This window comes from Rhodopirellula sp. J20-39, assembly GCF_057365095.1.
This window is the reverse complement of record NZ_CP195123.1, coordinates 5575236-5594804: the sequence shown is the minus strand read 5'-3', so window position 1 is coordinate 5594804 and position 19569 is coordinate 5575236. Positions and strand designations below refer to the sequence as shown.

Annotated in this window: 17 protein-coding genes; 7 read left to right on the top strand and 10 right to left on the bottom strand. The window is 52.8% G+C overall.

The window, feature by feature from the left end:
- The first annotated feature begins 221 nt into the window (after positions 1-221).
- The 4 genes from ACR3ZL_RS20235 to ACR3ZL_RS20220 all read left to right on the top strand — a co-directional run bounded on the left by ACR3ZL_RS20235 (position 222) and on the right by ACR3ZL_RS20220 (position 5653).
- Positions 222-773 (top strand): AlkZ-related protein, encoded by a 552-nt coding sequence (locus ACR3ZL_RS20235; protein ID WP_473651283.1) that lies wholly within the window; start codon positions 222-224, stop codon positions 771-773.
- 260 nt (positions 774-1033) lie between these two features.
- Positions 1034-1459, top strand: a complete 426-nt coding sequence (locus ACR3ZL_RS20230; protein WP_473651284.1) for a BLUF domain-containing protein — start codon at positions 1034-1036, stop codon at positions 1457-1459.
- 104 nt (positions 1460-1563) lie between these two features.
- The gene (locus ACR3ZL_RS20225) at positions 1564-4137 is read left to right on the top strand and encodes a PSD1 and planctomycete cytochrome C domain-containing protein (protein ID WP_473651285.1); all 2574 of its coding nucleotides are present in this window, start codon (positions 1564-1566) and stop codon (positions 4135-4137) included.
- A gap of 100 nt (positions 4138-4237) precedes the next feature.
- A complete protein-coding gene (locus ACR3ZL_RS20220) occupies positions 4238-5653 on the top strand; it encodes a DUF1501 domain-containing protein (RefSeq protein ID WP_473651286.1) in 1416 nt (471 codons plus the stop codon).
- Between the two features lie 102 nt (positions 5654-5755).
- On the opposite strand, the gene ACR3ZL_RS20215 is transcribed toward ACR3ZL_RS20220, so the two are convergent.
- The 4 genes from ACR3ZL_RS20215 to ACR3ZL_RS20200 all read right to left on the bottom strand — a co-directional run bounded on the left by ACR3ZL_RS20215 (position 5756) and on the right by ACR3ZL_RS20200 (position 9966).
- On the bottom strand, positions 5756-7087 hold the full coding sequence (locus ACR3ZL_RS20215; protein ID WP_473651287.1) for an MgtC/SapB family protein: 1332 nt from the start codon (positions 7085-7087) through the stop codon (positions 5756-5758).
- A gap of 217 nt (positions 7088-7304) precedes the next feature.
- A complete protein-coding gene (locus tag ACR3ZL_RS20210) occupies positions 7305-7910 on the bottom strand; it encodes a DUF6691 family protein (RefSeq protein WP_473651288.1) in 606 nt (201 codons plus the stop codon).
- 57 nt (positions 7911-7967) lie between these two features.
- The gene (locus ACR3ZL_RS20205) at positions 7968-8558 is read right to left on the bottom strand and encodes a YeeE/YedE thiosulfate transporter family protein (RefSeq protein WP_473651289.1); all 591 of its coding nucleotides are present in this window, start codon (positions 8556-8558) and stop codon (positions 7968-7970) included.
- Positions 8551-9966, bottom strand: coding sequence for an MBL fold metallo-hydrolase (locus tag ACR3ZL_RS20200; protein WP_473651290.1), 1416 nt, complete (start codon positions 9964-9966; stop codon positions 8551-8553). Before ACR3ZL_RS20200 ends, ACR3ZL_RS20205 begins: the two co-directional genes overlap by 8 nt.
- A 458-nt stretch (positions 9967-10424) precedes the next feature.
- On the opposite strand from ACR3ZL_RS20200, the gene ACR3ZL_RS20195 reads away from it, so the two are divergent.
- Positions 10425-11015 (top strand): hypothetical protein, encoded by a 591-nt coding sequence (locus tag ACR3ZL_RS20195; protein ID WP_473651291.1) that lies wholly within the window; start codon positions 10425-10427, stop codon positions 11013-11015.
- A gap of 146 nt (positions 11016-11161) precedes the next feature.
- On the opposite strand, the gene ACR3ZL_RS20190 is transcribed toward ACR3ZL_RS20195, so the two are convergent.
- The 3 genes from ACR3ZL_RS20190 to ACR3ZL_RS20180 form a co-directional block, all read right to left on the bottom strand.
- Positions 11162-12211 (bottom strand): beta/alpha barrel domain-containing protein, encoded by a 1050-nt coding sequence (locus ACR3ZL_RS20190; RefSeq protein WP_473651292.1) that lies wholly within the window; start codon positions 12209-12211, stop codon positions 11162-11164.
- A gap of 326 nt (positions 12212-12537) precedes the next feature.
- The gene (locus ACR3ZL_RS20185; protein WP_473651293.1) at positions 12538-13512 is read right to left on the bottom strand and encodes a universal stress protein; all 975 of its coding nucleotides are present in this window, start codon (positions 13510-13512) and stop codon (positions 12538-12540) included.
- A gap of 14 nt (positions 13513-13526) precedes the next feature.
- Positions 13527-14426, bottom strand: coding sequence for a universal stress protein (locus tag ACR3ZL_RS20180; RefSeq protein ID WP_473651294.1), 900 nt, complete (start codon positions 14424-14426; stop codon positions 13527-13529).
- Positions 14427-14654: 228 nt separating this feature from the next.
- Here ACR3ZL_RS20180 and ACR3ZL_RS20175 point away from each other — a divergent pair, with 228 nt between their 5' ends.
- Positions 14655-15230: a hypothetical protein gene (locus ACR3ZL_RS20175; RefSeq protein WP_473651295.1), complete on the top strand. Its 576-nt coding sequence runs from the start codon at positions 14655-14657 to the stop codon at positions 15228-15230.
- 121 nt (positions 15231-15351) lie between these two features.
- Here the strand turns inward: ACR3ZL_RS20175 and ACR3ZL_RS20170 are convergent, their stop codons facing one another.
- Together ACR3ZL_RS20170 and ACR3ZL_RS20165 are read right to left on the bottom strand one after the other, a co-directional pair.
- Positions 15352-16344 (bottom strand): helix-hairpin-helix domain-containing protein, encoded by a 993-nt coding sequence (locus ACR3ZL_RS20170; protein ID WP_473651296.1) that lies wholly within the window; start codon positions 16342-16344, stop codon positions 15352-15354.
- 12 nt (positions 16345-16356) lie between these two features.
- Positions 16357-17418 (bottom strand): dihydroorotate dehydrogenase-like protein, encoded by a 1062-nt coding sequence (locus tag ACR3ZL_RS20165; RefSeq protein WP_473651297.1) that lies wholly within the window; start codon positions 17416-17418, stop codon positions 16357-16359.
- 356 nt (positions 17419-17774) lie between these two features.
- On the opposite strand from ACR3ZL_RS20165, the gene ACR3ZL_RS20160 reads away from it, so the two are divergent.
- Positions 17775-18044: a hypothetical protein gene (locus tag ACR3ZL_RS20160; RefSeq protein ID WP_473651298.1), complete on the top strand. Its 270-nt coding sequence runs from the start codon at positions 17775-17777 to the stop codon at positions 18042-18044.
- A 34-nt stretch (positions 18045-18078) separates the two neighbouring features.
- On the opposite strand, the gene ACR3ZL_RS20155 is transcribed toward ACR3ZL_RS20160, so the two are convergent.
- Positions 18079-19518: a sigma-54-dependent transcriptional regulator gene (locus ACR3ZL_RS20155; RefSeq protein WP_473651299.1), complete on the bottom strand. Its 1440-nt coding sequence runs from the start codon at positions 19516-19518 to the stop codon at positions 18079-18081.
- Positions 19519-19569: the final 51 nt, after the last annotated feature.

Genomic DNA, 19569 nt, shown 5'->3' with positions numbered 1-19569 from the left:
TTGAGGTGGGAGCCACTGAGGATTAAGCGGGGTTGCTTGATAGTCACAGTGGGGGAGAGGAAGGGCGATTTTTGATCGTTTAATCCGCAGTATTGTAGACTAAATATTCATTTCCTGTGCCCGCCTTCGGAACCTGTTGGAAAAAGGTTGGGAACAATCGCTCAGGCGGCCCATCGAGTACTACCGGGTGCTGATTTTCCTGCTTTTTCCGCGGCTAAACGATGATCAAGACATTTGACAATGCGTATCAATTCGTGCTGCATCAAAAGATTTGTACGGTCTTTGGCAGTAAGGCGTCGCCCTACCCCTCTTTGTGGGATAATACGGCACTGTCTGAAGCGAAGCCAACGGCGGGTGGCTGGAGTCCCAAGGTTCAAGCGGTTTGGGACTGGAAAACGCGAATTCCACAAACCTATCCCGAATCGGTGTTCTACGGAAAAGTGCACGGGGGCGATGCAGTGTTGATGGAAATGCAGCACTTTCGACAAACGCACTACCCGCGGGCGTTCCAGCCGGTCTGTGAGTTGGACCCGCTATCGCAAGAGGTTTACGAGCTGATTCGCCTAGAGCCCAACTACACCGGCCCGCTTCGCAAGCGGGCTATCGCCAACATGGTGTGCACGAAGAGTCAATTTGATACCGCGCTGAAGAAACTACAGGTGAGCCTGAATATTGTTCGGTCAAACGATCCGAAGCGAAAGAATGACTTTTGGCTACCTATGCGTGAAGTGCATCTGGATATCGTCAAAGAGCATGAATCGCTTGTTCGGTAGGCTAGGCAAATTGGTTGGCTAATGACTTAGCGGCTGGATCTTATCTTGCCCGTCATCGTTTTAGGTCTCTGGCAGTGGTCCGAATCGTTAAAAATCGAATCAAAGTCATTCTCCGGGATTCTTCTTGCCCCGTTCGGTCACGCTTGAAGGAGGAACTTGTTGCTAACCTGGGGCGGGTAACCTAGGTTTGGCAAATGAGACGGTCCGAAGTTTCAGCAACAAATCAGACATCTTCCTGAATGTCTGTCTAAGGGAAAATCATGTTGATTGAATTAGTGTATTGCAGCGCCGCAACTCGCAGTATGAGTGCGGATGATCTGCAAAGCCTGCTGGAAGTCTCTCGCCAAAAGAATGCATCGTTGGACGTCACCGGCATTCTGATCTACAGCGAGCGAACCCGAGAATTCATTCAACTACTGGAAGGCGAGAAGGAATGCGTTGAAGATTTGTTGCAAGTCATTGTAGCCGATGAACGTCATATCTCTGTCGATGTGATGTATAGCGGCCCAATCGAGGACCGAAGTTTCAAGGACTGGTCGATGGCGTTTCGTCAGCTTGAAGATTTGGATCCGAAGCTGTTGGAGGGTTACACGACGTTCAACTCGGAAACGCTGCCAGCAAGTTTGATCAGTGGACGCGAAACACGAGCTCGAACGATTATGACCGAGCTGAGCAAAAAGTTCTAAGAGGACTCTCAACCCACCGAATAGGCTGATGCTTCAAGTGTTGCGAGCGGACTTACGATCATTCGTAAATTGCAGATGCCTTGCCTTGCAGTAAGGTTAAGGGCATGAAAAACACATTCATGTCAGCTTGCGTGCGATCCATGCCCTTTTTGTTGGCAGCCTTCTGGCCGAATCACTCGGCGATGGCGGAACGCATTTCTTTCAATCGTGACATCCGTCCGATCTTGTCGGACCGTTGCTTTTATTGCCATGGATTTGATGAGAATCATCGCCAAGCGGACTTGCGATTAGATCTTCGTGAGGACGCAGAGTACGTTTGGGATGTTGATTCACCGGACGACTCGGAGTTGATTTTACGGATTACCAGCGACGACCCTAGCGAGGTGATGCCTCCGCCCGACGCACACAAAGCCGCTATCACAGCGGAAGAGACAGCGTTGATTCGCCGCTGGATAGAAGAGGGAGCCGAGTATGAGCCGCATTGGGCATTCGTTGCGCCGGAACGTCCCGAGACTACTGCGACCAACGTCGCCGATGCCATCGATGATTTCGTGCAACGACAGCACAAGAAGCGTGGTCTGCAATTCAGCCGAGAAGCACTGCCCACGAAATGGCTTCGCCGCGTCGCGTTTGGCTTGACTGGCTTGCCACCGACCTTAGCTCAGCTCGAAGCATTCGAAGAAGCTGTTGCTGAACGTGGTGAAGTTGCCTACGAAGAAGCCGTGGACCAGTTGCTTGCCTCGCCCACTTACGGGGAACGTATGGCCTTGGAATGGCTCGACGTGGCTCGCTATGCAGACACGAACGGATTCCAAGCGGACGCTTATCGCATGAATTGGCCGTGGCGTGACTGGGCGGTCAACGCGTTCAACGAAAACATGCCGTTCGACCAATTCACAATCGAGCAGCTCGCAGGCGATTTGCTGGTGGGTGAAGATGGAAAAGGACCAACTGAAGATCAACTGATCGCCACTGCGTTTAATCGCAATCACATGATCAATGGAGAAGGCGGTGCGATTCGTGCGGAAAATCTTGCCAAGAACAACTTTGATCGTCTGGAAACCACGGCGACGACTTGGCTGGGGCTGACGGTTGGTTGTTGCCAGTGCCACGACCATAAGTTCGATCCGTTAATGCAGACGGATTACTTTTCGATGTTTTCGTTTTTCAATCAAATCAGCGAAACAGGTTTAGCCAGCAAGAAGATCACGATCCAGTTGCCCGGTCAAAAGTTCCGAGATGAGTATTGGGTGGATAAGCCGTTTATCCAAGTCGGTGATGAGAAACTGAAACAGGAAATCATTGACGCGAGAAACGAAGTCGCAGCGATTAGGAAGGAACTGGACGAGCGGCATGATGAATACGTCGCTGAAACGCGAGTATGGATTCAAGAGATGCGTGATGATCCCGAGTTGTCCGAAAAGCGGATTCCCGCAAGAGAATATGTCAGCCGCTTTATCAATAATGCTGATTTGAACAATCCAAAAGAGAACGGATTTCGTCGGCTGATTGAGCACTATATGAAGAAGCATTCGCCTTGGAAGGATTTCCAAAACCGAATCTCCGAAGCGAGTCGTAAGGAGCATAACCTTCAGTATCAAGTGCCATTGGTGATGGTCATGCGCGACGATCAACCACGAGAAACTTTCGTTATGCTACGAGGCAACTACGAAACACTTGGCGAGAAGGTTAGTCCGAGCACGCCGGCGTTTTTGCCACCGTTACCTGAATCGGAATCGGGCCAGAAACCCAATCGACTGACGTTTGCCAAATGGCTGGTTTCGGATGAACAGCCACTCACATCTCGGGTGACGGTCAATCGTTACTGGCAATTGATCTTTGGACGTGGCTTAGTGTCGACACCGGACGATTTTGGATTGCAGGGTGCCTTGCCTTCGCACCCTGATTTGCTTGATTGGTTAGCAGTTGAGTTTCGCGAAAGCGGATGGGATCTAAAAGCGTTGCTCAAAGGAATGGTGCTGTCACGCTCCTATCGTCAAACCGCGATTGCGAACGCCGATGCGTTTGAGATAGATCCACAAAACGAGTGGCTAGCGCGAGGCCCTCGGCAGCGTTTGGATTCTCGATTGATTCGTGACCAAGCACTTGCGTTGTCGGGCTTGCTGAATTCGGAACTGGGCGGTCCACCGGTGGCGCCGTACCAGCCGGACGGTGTTTGGGAATCACAAAGCTTGGGGCGAAACCACTATATGCGCGACGATGGCCAAGATCTATACCGGCGTAGCCTGTACACCGTGTGGCGGCGAGTCGTGGCTCCAACCAGCTTCTTTGACGTGCCAAGCCGACAGGTGTGTTCGGTCACCCTTCAGCAAACCAGCACGCCGCTGCATGCACTGATCACGCTTAATGACGTCGCTTATGTCGAAGCGGCACGCGTGTGGGCAGAGAAACTTGCGGATATCCCCGGTGAGTCAGACAGGCTTCATCAGATGTTCTTCGAAGCAACTGGCCGGCGGGCGGAGCCACAAGAATTGACAACACTTCAAGGTATGCTCGGCAGTGCACGGAAACGTTTTGGCGAAGTGCCACAAGAGGCAGCCAAGTTGGTCGCAATGGGCGAAGCCACCGTTGCGACCGATCTTTTGGAAGTCGAGCACGCCGCGTGGACAACAATCTGTCTCGCGGTGCTCAATTTGGACGAGTCTTTGTGCCAATAGATCAAAACGATTTATCTGTCGATTGTGTGCATCAGTTAATTTTCACTATCAAATCGGACCCGTTTAGTTGGTCCATCCGCAACTTGAACCGGACAATCCAATGAACCCTCTTGGTCTGAATCGTCGTTCGTTTTTAGGCGGTATGTCGCTATCGGTCGGGATGCCTGCGTTGCACGGTTTATTGGCGGCTGAAGATTCGAACGCTTTGCCTCACTTTCCGCCCAAAGCGAAGCGTGTCATTTATCTAATGCAGTCCGGGGGGCCATCGCACGTTGATTTGTTCGATTACAAAGAAACGTTGAAGAAGATGGAGGGCGAAGAGTTGCCGAAGAGTGTCTTGGCGGGCCTCCGACAAACGACCATGACGGCTGGCCAGAAATCCAAGCCGTGTCTTGGAGCGGCGTGGCCTGGCCGACAACGCGGTGAATCCGGGATGTGGGTGAGCGATCTATTGCCGCATACGGCTGAGATCGTCGATGACCTATGTTTTGTTCGCAGTGTGCACGGCGAACAGATCAATCATGCTCCAGCGATGACTCATCTTCTGACGGGACATAATTTGCCAGGGCGACCGAGCATCGGTGCGTGGCTAAGTTATGGTTTAGGATCAATGGCGGAAGACTTGCCTTCCTTTGTAGTGATGACGTCGCAAGACAAAGAGGGATCGTGCGGCCAGCAGTTCTTTGACTACTACTGGGGATCGGGTTTCTTACCTGGAAAGTACCAAGGCGTGCCGTTTCGTGGTTCGGGCGATCCGGTGTTGTACTTGAGCAATCCAGGTGGTGTTTCGCGAGCCGCCCGACGTGAAATGTTGGACGGGTTGGCGGAGATGAATCACTTCGCACACCAACGTTATGCGGATCCGGCGATTGAGACTCGGGTCGCGCAATATGAGATGGCGTTTCAGATGCAAGCCAGTGTTCCCGAACTGACGGATTTTTCCGACGAACCGCAAAGCGTGTTGGACATGTACGGTCCAGACGTTCAACGCAAAGGAAGCTATGCCTACAACTGTTTAATGGCTCGGCGCTTGGCTCAGCGTGGCACTCGCTATATCCAGCTTCTGCACGCGGGTTGGGACCAACACGGTAATCTGCCGGGGCAATTACCGATCCAGTGCAAAGACACCGACCAACCGAGTGCCGCGTTGGTGAAGGATCTAAAAGCCCACGGCATGTTGGATGATACGCTCGTGATTTGGGGAGGCGAATTTGGTCGCACGCCGTTTGTTCAAGGCGATATCAATAATCCAACCGCTCACGGTCGGGACCACCACCCGCGGGCGTTCACCGTATGGATGGCGGGCGGTGGGGTTCAGCCAGGCAAAATCCACGGAAGCAGTGACGAGTTCGGCTTTCATGTCAGCGAAGATCCAGTCCACGTCCGCGATCTGCAGGCCACGCTGCTAAATCTGTGCGGGATCGATCACGAGCGATTCACCTATCGGCATCAAGGCCTCGATTTTAAGCTGACTGGTGTCGAACCGGCTCGCGTGGTCGAGGAAATCATCACTTGAAGACGATAACCGCTAGATATTATTGATCGTTCGCCAGCAATCTGTTGTCGCTAATACCTAGTTGCTGTTCGACTTTTAGGACTAGGCAAAGTTGGATCAGTGTCATTTGGCTGGTTCGGGCGACGACTCGGTGATCGTTTCAATTGCCGGGGCGAGGTAGTTGTCGAGAAGTTCAATCAAGCCGCCGCCGAAGAAGAGTAGAGCGACGCCGCCAGCCATGGCGATGCCAAAGAGGATGACGACCCAAAGTAGCAGGCGGCGACTACCAAGTACGGCCACCGCACCCGCCTTGAAAACGAGGTTGGAAAGTGTGGCGATCAAGATGACTCGCCATGCCGTCGACGAATCAACACGACCATCGTTGAATAACTTGGCCGTTGAAAGCGTGATCGCGTCCACGTCTGTGAGACCCGAGATCACCGCGATGCCATACAAAGCTTGGTCGCCAAAGATATCTTTGGCCGCTGCGACCAAAAATAGAACCAGTGCGTATAGGGCACCGAAGATGATCGCCGGTTTCAGTTGGGCGGGATTGTCATGGTCCGGAGGCGATGTGTCGCGATGACGCAGCGGGATGAACAAGACCGCACACTCAATCGACATGAGAACCAACATCAAACCGATTGGAACCGCCGCAACGCGAAGTAATTGCGGCGCTACCACGCCGACTTCGAACAAGACTCGCACGTTGACGATCGTCGATGCGATCACGATCACTAACGCAGCCATGGCAGTGAGATCGGAATTACCCTTGGTTTGCCGGGCATAGCTAACCGTTGTCGCGGTACTGGAAATCAATCCGCCCAAGATGCCGCCTAGGACAGCACCGGCACCCGCGCCCACGAGTTTGAAAGCGACGTAGGCGATCATGCTGATACCGACGATCAAGACCACCATTCGCCAAACGCTATAGGGGTTCAAGACATCGTACGGTCCGTAAGTCTCGTTCGGCATCACCGGCAAAATGACCAAGCCGATCAAGGCGAGGTGCATCACGCCTCGAATGTCCTTGTCGCCCATACGACCGACGGCCCCGTGCAGGATGTTTTTCCAGTGCAACAAGACAGCAACGATGCCGCTGGTCACCACCGCGGGACCAATTAGGTTGCTTCCAACTGCGACACCGATCAAGAACATCAACAGTGCGGCGGATTCGGTCGTCATTCCGAAGTCCGACTGCCCCGCCCGAATCTTAGCTAAGTTGGCAATCGTCAAAAGAGTCGCGATCGCGAGCAATCCACCAGCGATTATCCAACCGATGCTACCTTCATCACCGACTTCGCGATTCAGTAGAGCGGCTATTGTGCCAAGCAGGGTGAAAAGTGGAAACGTGCGAATACCAGCAATCTCCGCGTCGCTCCATTGTCGTTGTAAACCTACGACGAGCCCCAAACCGAGAGAAATAGCAATGGCTTGATAGGCTTCTAGGTTCACGTTTTTCTAGGTCCAACAAGTTGTGGAGTCCCCCTGCCACACCGCACGGGAAAGTTAGTTCGATTAGCAAGACCAGCCTAGAGTTCGCCCGACGCTAGTCCGTTGTCCAAAATATTCGAGTGCGCTACGCGTCAGTCCTCTTATCCTAGTTCCTGCCTCGACAAGGCGTATGTGCGACGCTGCCAAAAGATGCTCGGCGTGAATCGCGAATCGTTGACTACCGGGTTGCGAAATTCTCGACGGCAGCCAAAACGACGACAAGCAGCACCGCGTATCCCAGAACAATGACCGTTCGGCTAAATGGAAGGACATCCGCAAAAGTCAGTTTCCCGCGATTGCCGATGGGGTCGATGGTGCGACCGATCCAGCCAGATAGCTCTGCGAAAAGGTAAGATCCAGCAATCATGCCAGCGACCATTGCCAATGCGTCGTAGTTACCTTGTCCGAGTGCCGCCGCGCCAGTGCCCGGGCAGTAGGCGGACAAAGCAAATCCCGCTCCGAATAGCAGCCCGCCAATCACGTTGGACGCAAGTTTCGTAGGCTTGATATGCAATTCAACCAGGCCAGCACGCTGCATGAAGTGAATTCCGACTGCACCAACGACGACGGCCGACAACATCACCTTGACCACGGTGTAGTCGACTAGCAAGAGTTGACCAATCAGTACATGGAACTTCGCCACGCCACCCTTTTGAAGCAAAAAGCCAAAAATGACACCGAATACCGATCCGAGCAAGAGCGTCTTGGCGGGCACGGTTTTAGGTTGGGTTTCCACTTTCGTGCCTGAAGAAGTATCGCTTTCGGGATCTAATAGCGTTGCCATTGGATTGTCCTATTTGAAGATTGTGAATCGCTTGAAGTCGCGGTGTACCAGTCAATTTCACATGGCGTACATCAGCATTGCTGTAATGATGCCGCCAACAAAGAAACAAATCGCGGAGACCCAAGAACCAACGGCTAATTGAAGAGTGCCGCTGATGCCGTGACCGCTTGTGCAACCTCCAGCCATTCGTGCGCCGAACGCCATCAATAAGCCGCCGCAGAGCGCGACGACGGCACGGAGGAAATAGCTATCGCTTCCAAATCGATCTTGCCACATCGCCGGTAGAAATTGCCCAGTGAGTTCTCCACCTGTCCACGCGGCGATGAAGGCTCCGACTATGACGCCTAAGACAAGCGTCACTTCCCAGCCCACTTTGGGTGTTTTTTCGGAGAAGTATTTTAGCGACTGAGTGTGTTTGGGAGCGATCACCATTCCAATCATGCCGGCAATGCGTGCATATGCAGTTGATGCACCCAGTGGCTTGTTGGATAGGTAAAACGTCAGCATCGAGAGTACGCCAATCAGACCGCCGACTAGATAGGGCGACCAAGCGGGGCCCGGGTATTGCAGCGGATCGATCTCCGCGACCAAGAGAGGGCTCTGGCAAACTATATTGTTGATCGGTGTCGTATGTAGAAGCTCAAACATGGCTCACCTCTTTGGGAGTTGCGGATGGGTAGTCGGCCGCCTTCCATGCACTCCAACTGCCGGGCACGTTTGATACCTGAGTGAAACCCCGCGATTGCATCAAGCTGGACGCGATGCTGGCCCGATAGCCACTGGCACAATACGTCGCATAGGGCTGATCCTTATCGAGGCCGGTGATCCGGTCTCGCATTTCCGCGATAAATAGGTGTTCGGCACCCTGGACGTGACCGCTTTCCCACTCCCCAGGTGACCGCACATCCAAGATGGTTGTTTTTGAGCCATTACTTTGAAGCTCGCGAAGTTCGTGAACTGAAATTTGTTCAAGACGCTGCATCGGCAATCCTGCCATCTCCCACGCTTTCATGCCGCCAGCCAAGTAGCCAGCAAATTGATTGTGCCCACTGCGAACGATCAACCGTTGAATTTGTTCAGCATCCTGGTCGTCATCGAGAATAAGCAACAGACGTTGATCTAAGTCAAACATCTGCCCCACCCAGGCTGACATTTCGGGGCGGTCGCCGATGTTGATTGCCCCCGGAACGTGTCCGCCGCCGAAGGCGGTCATGCTACGGGTATCAATCAAAGTGACGCCAGGCTCGCGTGCAACTTTACGAAACTCATTTGGTGGCAATGCAGGAAGCGTCGGCAGGCGATCTAGGATAGATGGTCCGGCGGCATTTACCTTCTTCAGTTCGGGGTAGTGCCAGGGAACCGGCGGGGCCTCGTCGACAACGAACTTGCGGAATGATTCGAAGTCCGGGTAGGAAAGGAACTTGTTGGTGCGACGCTCATAGCCAATCGTGCTGTTGAGTCGATCGCCGATGTCCGCGCCACAGGCTGAACCTGCTCCGTGACCAGGATAAATCGTCACGTAGTCTTCCAGCTTCAAGTAGAAGTTATATAGGGTGTCGTAGAGAGATTCGGAAAGCTGCTCGGTTGAACCAGCACCCAGTAAGTCAGGCCGGCCGGCCGAACCAACAAAAAGAGAATCTCCAGTGAACACGGCCCAGGGCATGTCTGGCCGATTCGCTTCACAGAGCAAAAATGATAAATGCTCCGGCGTGTGACCGGGTGTATGGCGGGCGGTCAGGGTGAACGATCCGAAGTCAAATTCTTGATGGTTGCTAACTGTGTTAGCTTTAAATTCATATTTCGCCTGTACACCGCTCAAATAGATTTTTGCCGTTCCAATTCGTTCCGCCAAGGAACGGCTTCCTGAAACAAAGTCCGCATGTATGTGGGTTTCAAAGATATGCGTGATCGAGACACCGTGTTTTCTCGCCAAACGCTCGTAAACTTCGACATCGGTACGAGGATCAATGACGGCGGCTTTACCTGTGCTGGTATCAGCCACGAAATAGGACAGTTGTGCAATTCCTTCGGTGAGGATGGGATCGAGAACAAACATCACTTCTCCATTTGAAGAGTGGGCCAGAAAGTCAGCTCGCGTGTGGGAATTTCTTTCGACACGATTCGCTACCAAGGTTCCAGCCATGTAGCGAATAATGTGCCAAGCTTTCGACCGCGTAACTAAGGGCATTGCGACGTGTAATCGCCGTTCTCGAAGGTTCGGCAACGAAAGCTCCGTAGCGGTGTCACGGCTACGCGCCGATTTATCCTGCCGCGAAGAACTCCTGCTGCGGAGAACGTGAAGACGCTTAGGCAACGATCGAAGAATAAGTGTCGGACTGAAATTTTGGGATAGACTTCTAGCCTGTGTTCCGCGCAATCACAGGCTGGACGCCTATGCCACTTATATTTCGCTCAGTCCTAAGCGAGCGATGCGCTTTCGGTATGAACATTGCTATATAATTACGATAGCCGCAGTGTTGTTTCAGTGACCGTCTTCGCAAATGAGGTAGTCTGATGTCCCGACATGTTTTTGATACTGATGCACTGCATCGACGTGGTAAAGCACTCGAAGATGAGTTTTTCCACCGAGTGGATGAAAAACTACGGGCTGCTTTGCGATTGAAAATGCAGCGAGAAGAAGCTTTGGAACAACTGATAGCGGCGACTGGATTCCAGGATGATGAATTGCTGGAGCATCTGCACGATGCTGGTGTCACACCCGCGTCAATCGCGGCGATGGCGTTGGTTCCAGTCGTGTTTGTTGCCTGGGCCGATGGCCGTGTTACAACGGCCGAACGCCAAGCTGTATTCAGTTCAGCTTTGCATCGCGGACTGAAGGAGCAACCTTCGGCGTTTAATCTTTTGATGGCATGGCTAAATAAGCGGCCTGACAAAGGCCTTTGGGATCTTTGGCAGGAATATTTCGGTGCACTGCACCAAACGCTTCAACCCAGTGTCTCGCAACAGCTTGAAAGTGAAGTCTTGCGTTCGGCGACGATGGTCGCCGAGGCATCTGGTGGCCGTTTTGAGAAGGGCGAAATTTCGGATGCCGAAAGATCTGTGCTAGACCAAATTACAGCCGCGTTTCAATTCGATTCACCATAAGCCGACGGCATTTTGCATCAAGCCTAAAACGAACGCGATGGCGATGATGGTCGCGACAATCCAAAAGATAATTTCGGAGTGCGGTCGAGGGATTCTTTGTTCTGACATCAGTTGGCTTTCATTGAAAGTTGAGTGACGGATTGTTATTACATCGTCGGATGGCCCCACCGATCCGCGTGTAGCGTTGGAGTAGCAGCGTGCGTTTCGGCGATATCGAGGCGTGCTGTCAACGCGGTGATGTATGCACCTCGCTCTTCGTCGCTGTTGAATTGGAGCGGCCGCTGTGTCTGCAGGTCGAGCAGGGATAGCATGTGGTTGGATTCCATAAACCGTCGTAGCCCATCGAGCATGTTGCGGATCACGTCAGGGCCTTCTCGGTAGATGGCTGAGGTGACCATCGCCACATCCGCGCCCGATAGCAACGTCTTGATTAAGTGATCGGCGTGACTTACACCACCACTGGCAGCTAAAGGCATCGCGGGACAGAAACTGTGAACCTGCATTAGCATGTCCAACGATTCCGGTTCTTCTTCGGATCGCGTCAATCGCCATCGACTTACCGGTTTCAGCGTGTCTAGATGAAGATCTATGGTTGGGGCTCGTCCATGAAGCACCAATCCAGATGCTCCAGACAATAGCTGTCGAGCCAAATGCGGAATGCTGGTGAAGTTGCGGCCTAGTTTGACGAAGAGCGGGATTTGAATTGCGGCGTTGATATCTCGAACCGCATCTAGAATAGTCGTCTCGATTTCGATCGAGTCTTCGTAATCTGCGGCCCGTCCGTGGTGCACGTTCAGTTCGATCGCCGCGGCACCTGCTTCCTGCAGTTCGCCCGCGAAGTCCATCCAACCGCCCGCCGTGAATCCATTCAAACTGGCGATGATCGGAATGTTTTGTAGGGTGCTCGAACGATTCACCAATCCCAGATATGAATCCGCATCCGGACACGCCCATTGGTGCCGAGTGCGTTGCGATTGCGCAAGTATGGCATTCTCGCGTTCGGTCACGGTGCGGCCAATCTTATGGCTCCACTGGATCACCTGTTCCTCAAACAATGATGGTAAGACAATCGCACCGGCGCCTGCGTTTTGCATCGCCAATCGCGTCGTCTCGTTCATGCTCGCGGGGCAGGCGCCGACGATGACTGGCGACGCCAAGCATAGGCCGCCAAAATGGGTTTGAACTTGGATTGACATGACGAGGTCCTCAGGGGGAAGGGACGGGGCGTGAAGGTGCTCGGCGATTTTCAAAGAGTGCTGGGAATTATTTAGTGCCTCAACAGGATCTCGTTCAGGTGTCCTAGACGATCAAGTGAATCTGTTTAACTCGCGTTGTGCCGATGACTTGTTACCTCGTTCATGACGGTCAAACGCAGTAAGACGATTGTCGATGTTGGGTGCTAATTGCGATGAGTGTGCTTATTTGCTTGAATGGTCGTCTAGGTCCTGGGCTGCGGAAGGATGAGCTTGCTGCTTGATTGCGAAAGTCGTATGCGGATTCGTGGTTTTGTTATGGCGTTTGATCAAAGTAGAGGAAGAGCGGCGTCATCTAGGATGAATGAAGTGTGTGACATTTCGACCGGCGACATGAACCCGTCTGGTTTCAAGGCCAGCAGTGAACACGTGATGTCCGGGATGACTGTCTCGGCGGTGTTGCCGATTAGGAACCCGGCGATGCCGGTTCGGCAAATCGTTCCCATCACTAACAAATCCGCTTGGACCTTATCTGCGACGCTGCGAATGACCGATGCAGGTGATCCCTGACGCAGGTGCAGATGGATGTCTTCGGCGTTGGCGTAAGGAGTCTGAAGAAGCAGGTCGATTGCTCGGTGGACTTTTTCCTCGTGATCTAACCGAATCGCGTCGATCGCGTCCTTTCCAACATGCCGACGGATGGAATCTTCCATCCACAACTGCCACGCGGCGACGATATGTAATTGCGACTTTTCACGAAGTGAAAGCGAATACGCGAGTTCTAATATTTTTTGATTTAGGTTCGTATGTGGTTCGTCTTCCGCTTCGACATCAATAGCAGCGACAATTTGGTCAAACTTTCCGTGAATCGAAGGCTTTAGCAACCAGACCGGACAGGGGCAAAGTCGTAGAAGTGATTTCGCGACGCTACCGAACACGCGGTTCACCGCGGAAAAGCCATCGGCTGTTTTGACGACTAAATCGTGTTGATCGATTAATACTTGGCGAGCGATTTCGGTAGCCGGATCTCCGATCGCGACGACTACATCTAATGCAACGCCGGTGTCCGACACGTCACTAGCAAGGTTCAGCAGTTTTCGTCGTCGGTCAGCCGCTACCAGCCTTTCAAGCTCTTCGGGTTCGGCTATATCTGTCATCTTGCCTAACGCACGGGGAATGGGTTTGACGACATCCATCAACGTCAGCCGAGCTTTGTTCTCTAAAGCCAGAGCCGTTGCTTGGCAGACAGCAGTTTCCGGTTGTTCTGTGCCGACATAGACAAGGATATTTTTGAATTCTTGCATCGTGCTATCCATCCTTACGCAGTTGCGGTATTGGTTTGTATTGCTTTCTTGGACGTGCCATGGATCATGCGATTGCGGGTGATCCATACGCTGCAGTGAGCGTGTCGCAGCACGAAGCGAGTTGTGCTTCCCATTAAGACACGGCCCAAACGTGTACGGGGTGTTTCGCCTAACACCATCAAGTCGATCTCTTTGGTTTGGATGTATTGAATTAGACCTTCACCGACGTGGTAGCTCGGGATCAGTTCGCTCGTCACATGAGGTGCGACGTGTCGTAGTTGGTCGACCGCCCTTTCTACCAATTCTTCCGGTGGTGTCTGGTCAGGTGATCGATAGAACCCGGGCTCGGGGTAAACGGAAATGACTCGTACATCGGTTTGACCCGCCCATCCAAATTCGGCAAACTCTTCGAGTGCCGCCTGGGCCGGCCCGCCTTCTTCGTACCCAATCGCAACCCGAAGTCGGTGGATCGGTTCGTTCGGTTCGGTTGGGCGAACGACAAGCACGCTGCACGGGGCATGTGTGGCGACGTAGTCACTCGTGCTACCTAATAGTGCTCGGGTGATCGCAGATTGTCCCGTTGCGCCGATGACGAGCAACTCCGGTTGAACTTCGCGAGCGATTTGGACAATCGTTTCACCAGGGAAGCCTTCGCGAACGATGCGGTTGAACGAAACATTGGCACCCGCGAAAAACGATTCGATGTTGGCAAAGGATTCATCAGCCGATTTGCGTTCTTGCGCCATACCGGTTTCGAGCCAGTCGCCCGCCAGATAAGTCTTATGAGCGCCAGGCACATGCAACGCTGTCGCGATCGTCAGTTCAAGCTTTTCGTCGTGTGGTAAATGGGCCAGAAAACTCGCTGCATTCTCTGCGACTGGTGAGCCATCGGTCGCAATCAATATCTTCTTCATGATTAGACTCCTGTGGAGATGGAACCTAACCGCAGCTACGGTGCCAATCATCAAATCCCAAGAATTGGGGGACGTTTGGCTTTAGAAGCGTGCTTGGTCGCACAGGCGTGCGATGTCGCTCGGATCGACGGACGACATCGCATCGTTTGATCGCGAATCGGTGGGTGGCATATCTTTTGCGATCGTCGTCCATCTTGATTGCCCATTTCTCTTTTGAAACGATCCTTGATGCCCGCGACCCAAAAGTACTTTGTGAACAAACACCTGAATTTGAGCGGACACTTCTTTCAGGAGATGGAAGAGCAGATTCTAAGTCGCCTAAAAGAAGAGGCCAAAAGTCCAAAGGGAAGAGAAGACCTGTTGCGTGCGACGGGAATCGCCGACGAGCACCTTCTTGATGAACTAGGAAAGCGCGGTGTTACGGTAGATGGTTTGATGGCTCTTCGTTTGTTCCCGCTGGTGCTTGTCGCATGGGCTGAAGCGAACGCGGATGGAAAGGAACGCGATGCGGTCATGGCGGAAGCAGCCCGATTCGGCATTGTCGAAGGATCCGCCGCGTGGGTTCTGCTGGATCAGTGGTTGGTCAAACGCCCGCCGGGACTGGGCGTGGATGCCTGGAAACGATACACGTATGGCATGTTTTCAAAGATGTCCGATGTCGCCCAGAGACGACTCATTGAACTAACCCAGAAGCAGATGACGGACGTCGCTAAGGCGTCCGGTGGTTATCTCGGATTCGGTAAAATCTCCGCTCGTGAAAAAGCAGTCATCCGGCAAGTGATCGAGTCGATGAAGGTTCGCTAGATGGATACACGGGCGTGCGGAATTGCTGCTCATGACGCTTTGCCTTAGCGCAGACCGCCGAGGCAAAGAGCCATCTGGCATTGCAGGCCTGTGGTTCCTTAGGAGCTACAGCAAGTGCGTACTATCCATGGAGTCCGTTTCGCCCGTCTTCTGCGTCCCATCCTGGTGGGAACTCGGGATACGGCGAGTGCCCTGCTTCGAGTTGGTGGAAAGCGTTGCGGCGATAGAAGTTGAGGCAATCCTCTTCACGCCCGCTGACAACACGTAGTCCTTTCAGTTTGCCTATCTGCGACGTGATGACCATCCAGCGTCCGTGTGCGTCCGCATCATCGCGATAGACGATAACCCAATCGCGAGTGGCGTGTTGATGATAGGCGCGTTCGGTATCTGAAAACATCACCGTGTAGTGACGACCGTCGCGTTCGGTGTGCATGATCGGGAGTTCCGCGTCGTGTTGCGGATCCCTGCGAATTCGTTTGATGCTGGCTAGGTCCCCTGCGTTGGCTCTTTCGCGATAGTTTCGGTCAATGTCTAGTAGTTCGTCGATCGTGATGATCTTGTCCAATTTCCCAATCGCGTTTTCCAAAAAGGGCTTATCGGCCTCATGCTGGACCAGGGAAGCTTGAATAACGGCGATTCGTTTACGTCCGATTCCAGGCACGCTCTTGAGTCGACCGTCATAGGCTGCTGCTCTTAGTTCAGACAGTGTTTCGACGTGCAGGTGTTCGTAGATGCGATGGGATAGCTGCGTTCCGATACCAGCAAGCGTCGCAAAAGTTCGTTCCGCATTGTTTTCACCACGCAGTCGATCTAGCAGCGGCATCCGTCCCATGTGAAGGGAGGACTCGATCAGGTTGGCAATTGAATGTCCGATTGTTGGAAGGTCGACTAAACCTTTGGTTCCATCGTGCTCCAAGATCTGGCGGACCGGCGTCAGCAGGAAAGCGATTGTATCGGCGGCGGCTCGATAGGCTCTTACTCGAAATGGATTTGCCTTTTGTTCAGCTAAACAACTCGCAATTTCCCGCAACTGCGTCGCAATTTTTTGGTTTTCGTGCAAACCATCGATTTGGTCGGCGGCCTGAAGCGGATCAGAGGATTCGATGACAACCATGGCTGTCTCCGGTTAGGTTTGTTGGCCAAAAGGATCGCTGGTTTGCTGCACGGTCACGGGGGTAGGGTCCATGTAAGAAACGTTGCGTGTCAACGGATCGATATACTCGAGCCTGGCTGAATGTTCGTCGTCGAGGTGGTCTCGCGGACAAGCCGCACGGAACTGCTCGAAAGTATGAAAAGTGGTTGACCTAAGATATCGCTCAATGCCATCCACCATCTTTGCAATCACGCTGGCGCCTTCTCGATAGACAGCCGATGTGACCATGACGACATCCGCACCGGCGATGATCGCCTTAATGGCATCTTCAGAAGTGCTAATTCCGCCACTGGCGGCGATCGATATGGGAGGATCGTTTTTGAATCGTTGCTCACCTGATCGAGTCCGGACGATGCCTTCTAGGATTCCACCGAAGGAATCGAGTGGCGATAATTCCCAGTGGATCGTCCAGTGCATTCGATCAGTGTTGACATCCCAAACCGGTAGGTGCGTGAACAGGACCACGCCGATCGCTCCGGCACGTTTAAGTTGCCTCGTCATGGAAACAACGTTGGTGTAGCGTTGACAGATTTTGGCGGCGATTGGAATTTTCACCTTGCCGCTTATTTGTTGAACCAACTCACAAAGCCTAGCTTCGATTTCGTTGGAGGTTTCGTCGGCATCGAAGACGGCTTGTTGCAGGTTGACTTCCAGTGCGTCTGCACCTGCTGATTCAATCTCGACGGCGTAGTCCAACCAGTGTCCATATGAGGAACCGTTTAAGCTGGCAATCACCGGCACGGAACAAGTTGTCTTTAAGGTCGCAATGGTTTGCAGATATTGCTCGGCTCCGCCGTTGTAATGATCCTGTTGAGGTTGGTAGCCACTGGATTGGATGGCTCCGAGCGGATCGGTAGGTTTCATCATTCGATGGATGATCTGTTCTTGCAACATCGAAGGCAAAACGATCGCGCTGGCTCCGGCGGCTACCAGTTGTTCGACCTTTTCGACATCGATTGTCAAAGGACAGGCACCGACGATTACTGGCGAGACCAGATCCAGACCCAAATATTGCGTGCCAAGTTCATGGGACATGGTCTGGGATCCTTGCAAACTGATAGCGAGAGGTTGCTCGAGAACAACTTGCAAAACCATGTGCAAATTATGTTCCCCGACTCTTTAGCTTGTCAGTTGACCCCCGCGGCACGCCTCGTGTGACACTGCGGCGCGCACTGATGAGCCAGTCTCACCCATTTTCTGCAGCCATGATGCTCCAAGGCAATCGGCACACATGTTGCCACTACGATTGATAGTTCGAACGGAAGGGACATTGCCTTCCTAGTAGCTGGCCCCCGAAATCCTTTCCTGTGAAGCTTGCTCAAGCCCCTTCCCTTCGTGCTGAATGAACGTTACTGGAATCTTACACGCCCCAATTTGCGAAGGACCTTTCCATGCCTGCCTCTGCCCGACGACTGATCTCTCATATGATCGCGGATCTCAAAGAAGAGCGAGATGAACTCGCACTGCAGGCTCATCTTGGCAAACAAGAGGCGAAGAGCGAACTTCAAAGGCTGGGTAAACGCCTTGACGAGCTCAATCGAAGTTATCAACCACTCAAGAATGCCGTAGGGGAAACGAGTGACGACGTTTGGGATGCCTTGCAGTTGGTCGGTGACGAAATCAAGGACGGCTACAATCGCATTCGCCGCTCGCTACCGTAAGTCGGTGTCGTCGATATTGTCCCAAGTTCAGTGGCTAGACAACCGACTCTGGCTCCGGTTCGGTAGCCTTAACTTCACCATTGAAGCGATCCAAAAGTCGGTACAGCTTACGCCGGTGAATGCCAAGTTTGCGAGCAGTACCCGCCTTATTGCCTTTTTCTTTTTCAAGAACTTCCAATACATGCAGTCGAGCGATCTCATCGAGTTTGTAGTCTGGATTCCCTAACAGATCTCGCTGTTGGGAAGGTTCCGCTTCGTTGATTGATGTCGGATTCTTTGAATCTGAATTCAGGGAAGGATTTGATTGAGTGTGTCCGTAGTCGACGATTTCGGCCGGCAGATCGTCCAGAGTGATATCGAACTCGTCCGACAAGATCGTTGCTCGTTCGATCACGTTAATTAATTGGCGAATGTTGCCAGGCCAAGGGTAGGAATTCATTGCACGGCGAGCCGCATCTTCCATGTGATACGATCGTGGCATGAAGTGATCGATCAAGCGGTCGATGTCGCCGTCGCGTTGGCGGAGCGGCGGAAGTGTGATTGACAGCACGTTGATTCGGTAGAACAGATCCTCGCGAAAGTTCCCGTTATCGACTTCGGTTTGTAAGTCGCGATTGGTTGCCGCAATGATGCGAACCTTAACGTTTCGCTGACGGTGACAGCCCACTCGGCGAAGCGACCCGTCTTCTAGAACGCGTAGCAACTTAGGCTGCAAAGATAGTGGCAATTCCCCGATTTCGTCTATGAACAAAGTGCCGCCGTCGGCGATTTCGAACAGTCCAGGCTTTTCTGAGGTGGCTCCGGTGAACGATCCTTTCTGATGTCCAAACAATTCGCTTTCAACCAAGTTTTCTGGAAGGGTGGCGCAATTGACGGTAACGAAAGGTGCGTCGGCAACTCGGCTAGCCTGCTGGATCGCTCGTGCAACGACTTCCTTACCAGTACCACTTTCACCTTGGATCAAAACCGGCTTGTTCGTGGGGGCGACCTTCTCGATCATCTTGGCGACGTTGCACAAGGACTTCGATTCGCCGACAAGCTTAGCAGCAGGTCTCGAGCGGGATATGACTGCCTTGAGCTGTTTGTTTTCCTTCTTTAACTCGTGCCGCTCTCGAGCTCGAAAGCAGTGACGTTCCAGGTCACCTAAAGCGCACGGTTTGCTTAGGAAGTCGCACGCTCCCATTTTCATCGCCGACACAGCTGTTTCGACAGTGCCCTGCCCCGTCAACATAATGACTTCGATGTCAATATTGTCCTGGTGAATCCTCTGCAATAGCTCAAGGCCGGACATCCCCGGCATGTTCATGTCGAACACGCCCACGTCGAATGATTCGCGTTCGAGTAAACTTAGTGCTTCGGCAGCATTGGAAACGTCGATAACGTCGTGACCCTTACGATTCATCCATTTCGCCGACGACCGGCGGGAATCCTCCTCGTCATCGACCAATAAGAGTTTGATAGGCTTGTCCGTCATGCTGTTTTCCAGTGAATTATGCTCGGCCTCGCGGGCAAGCGAACGTCAATC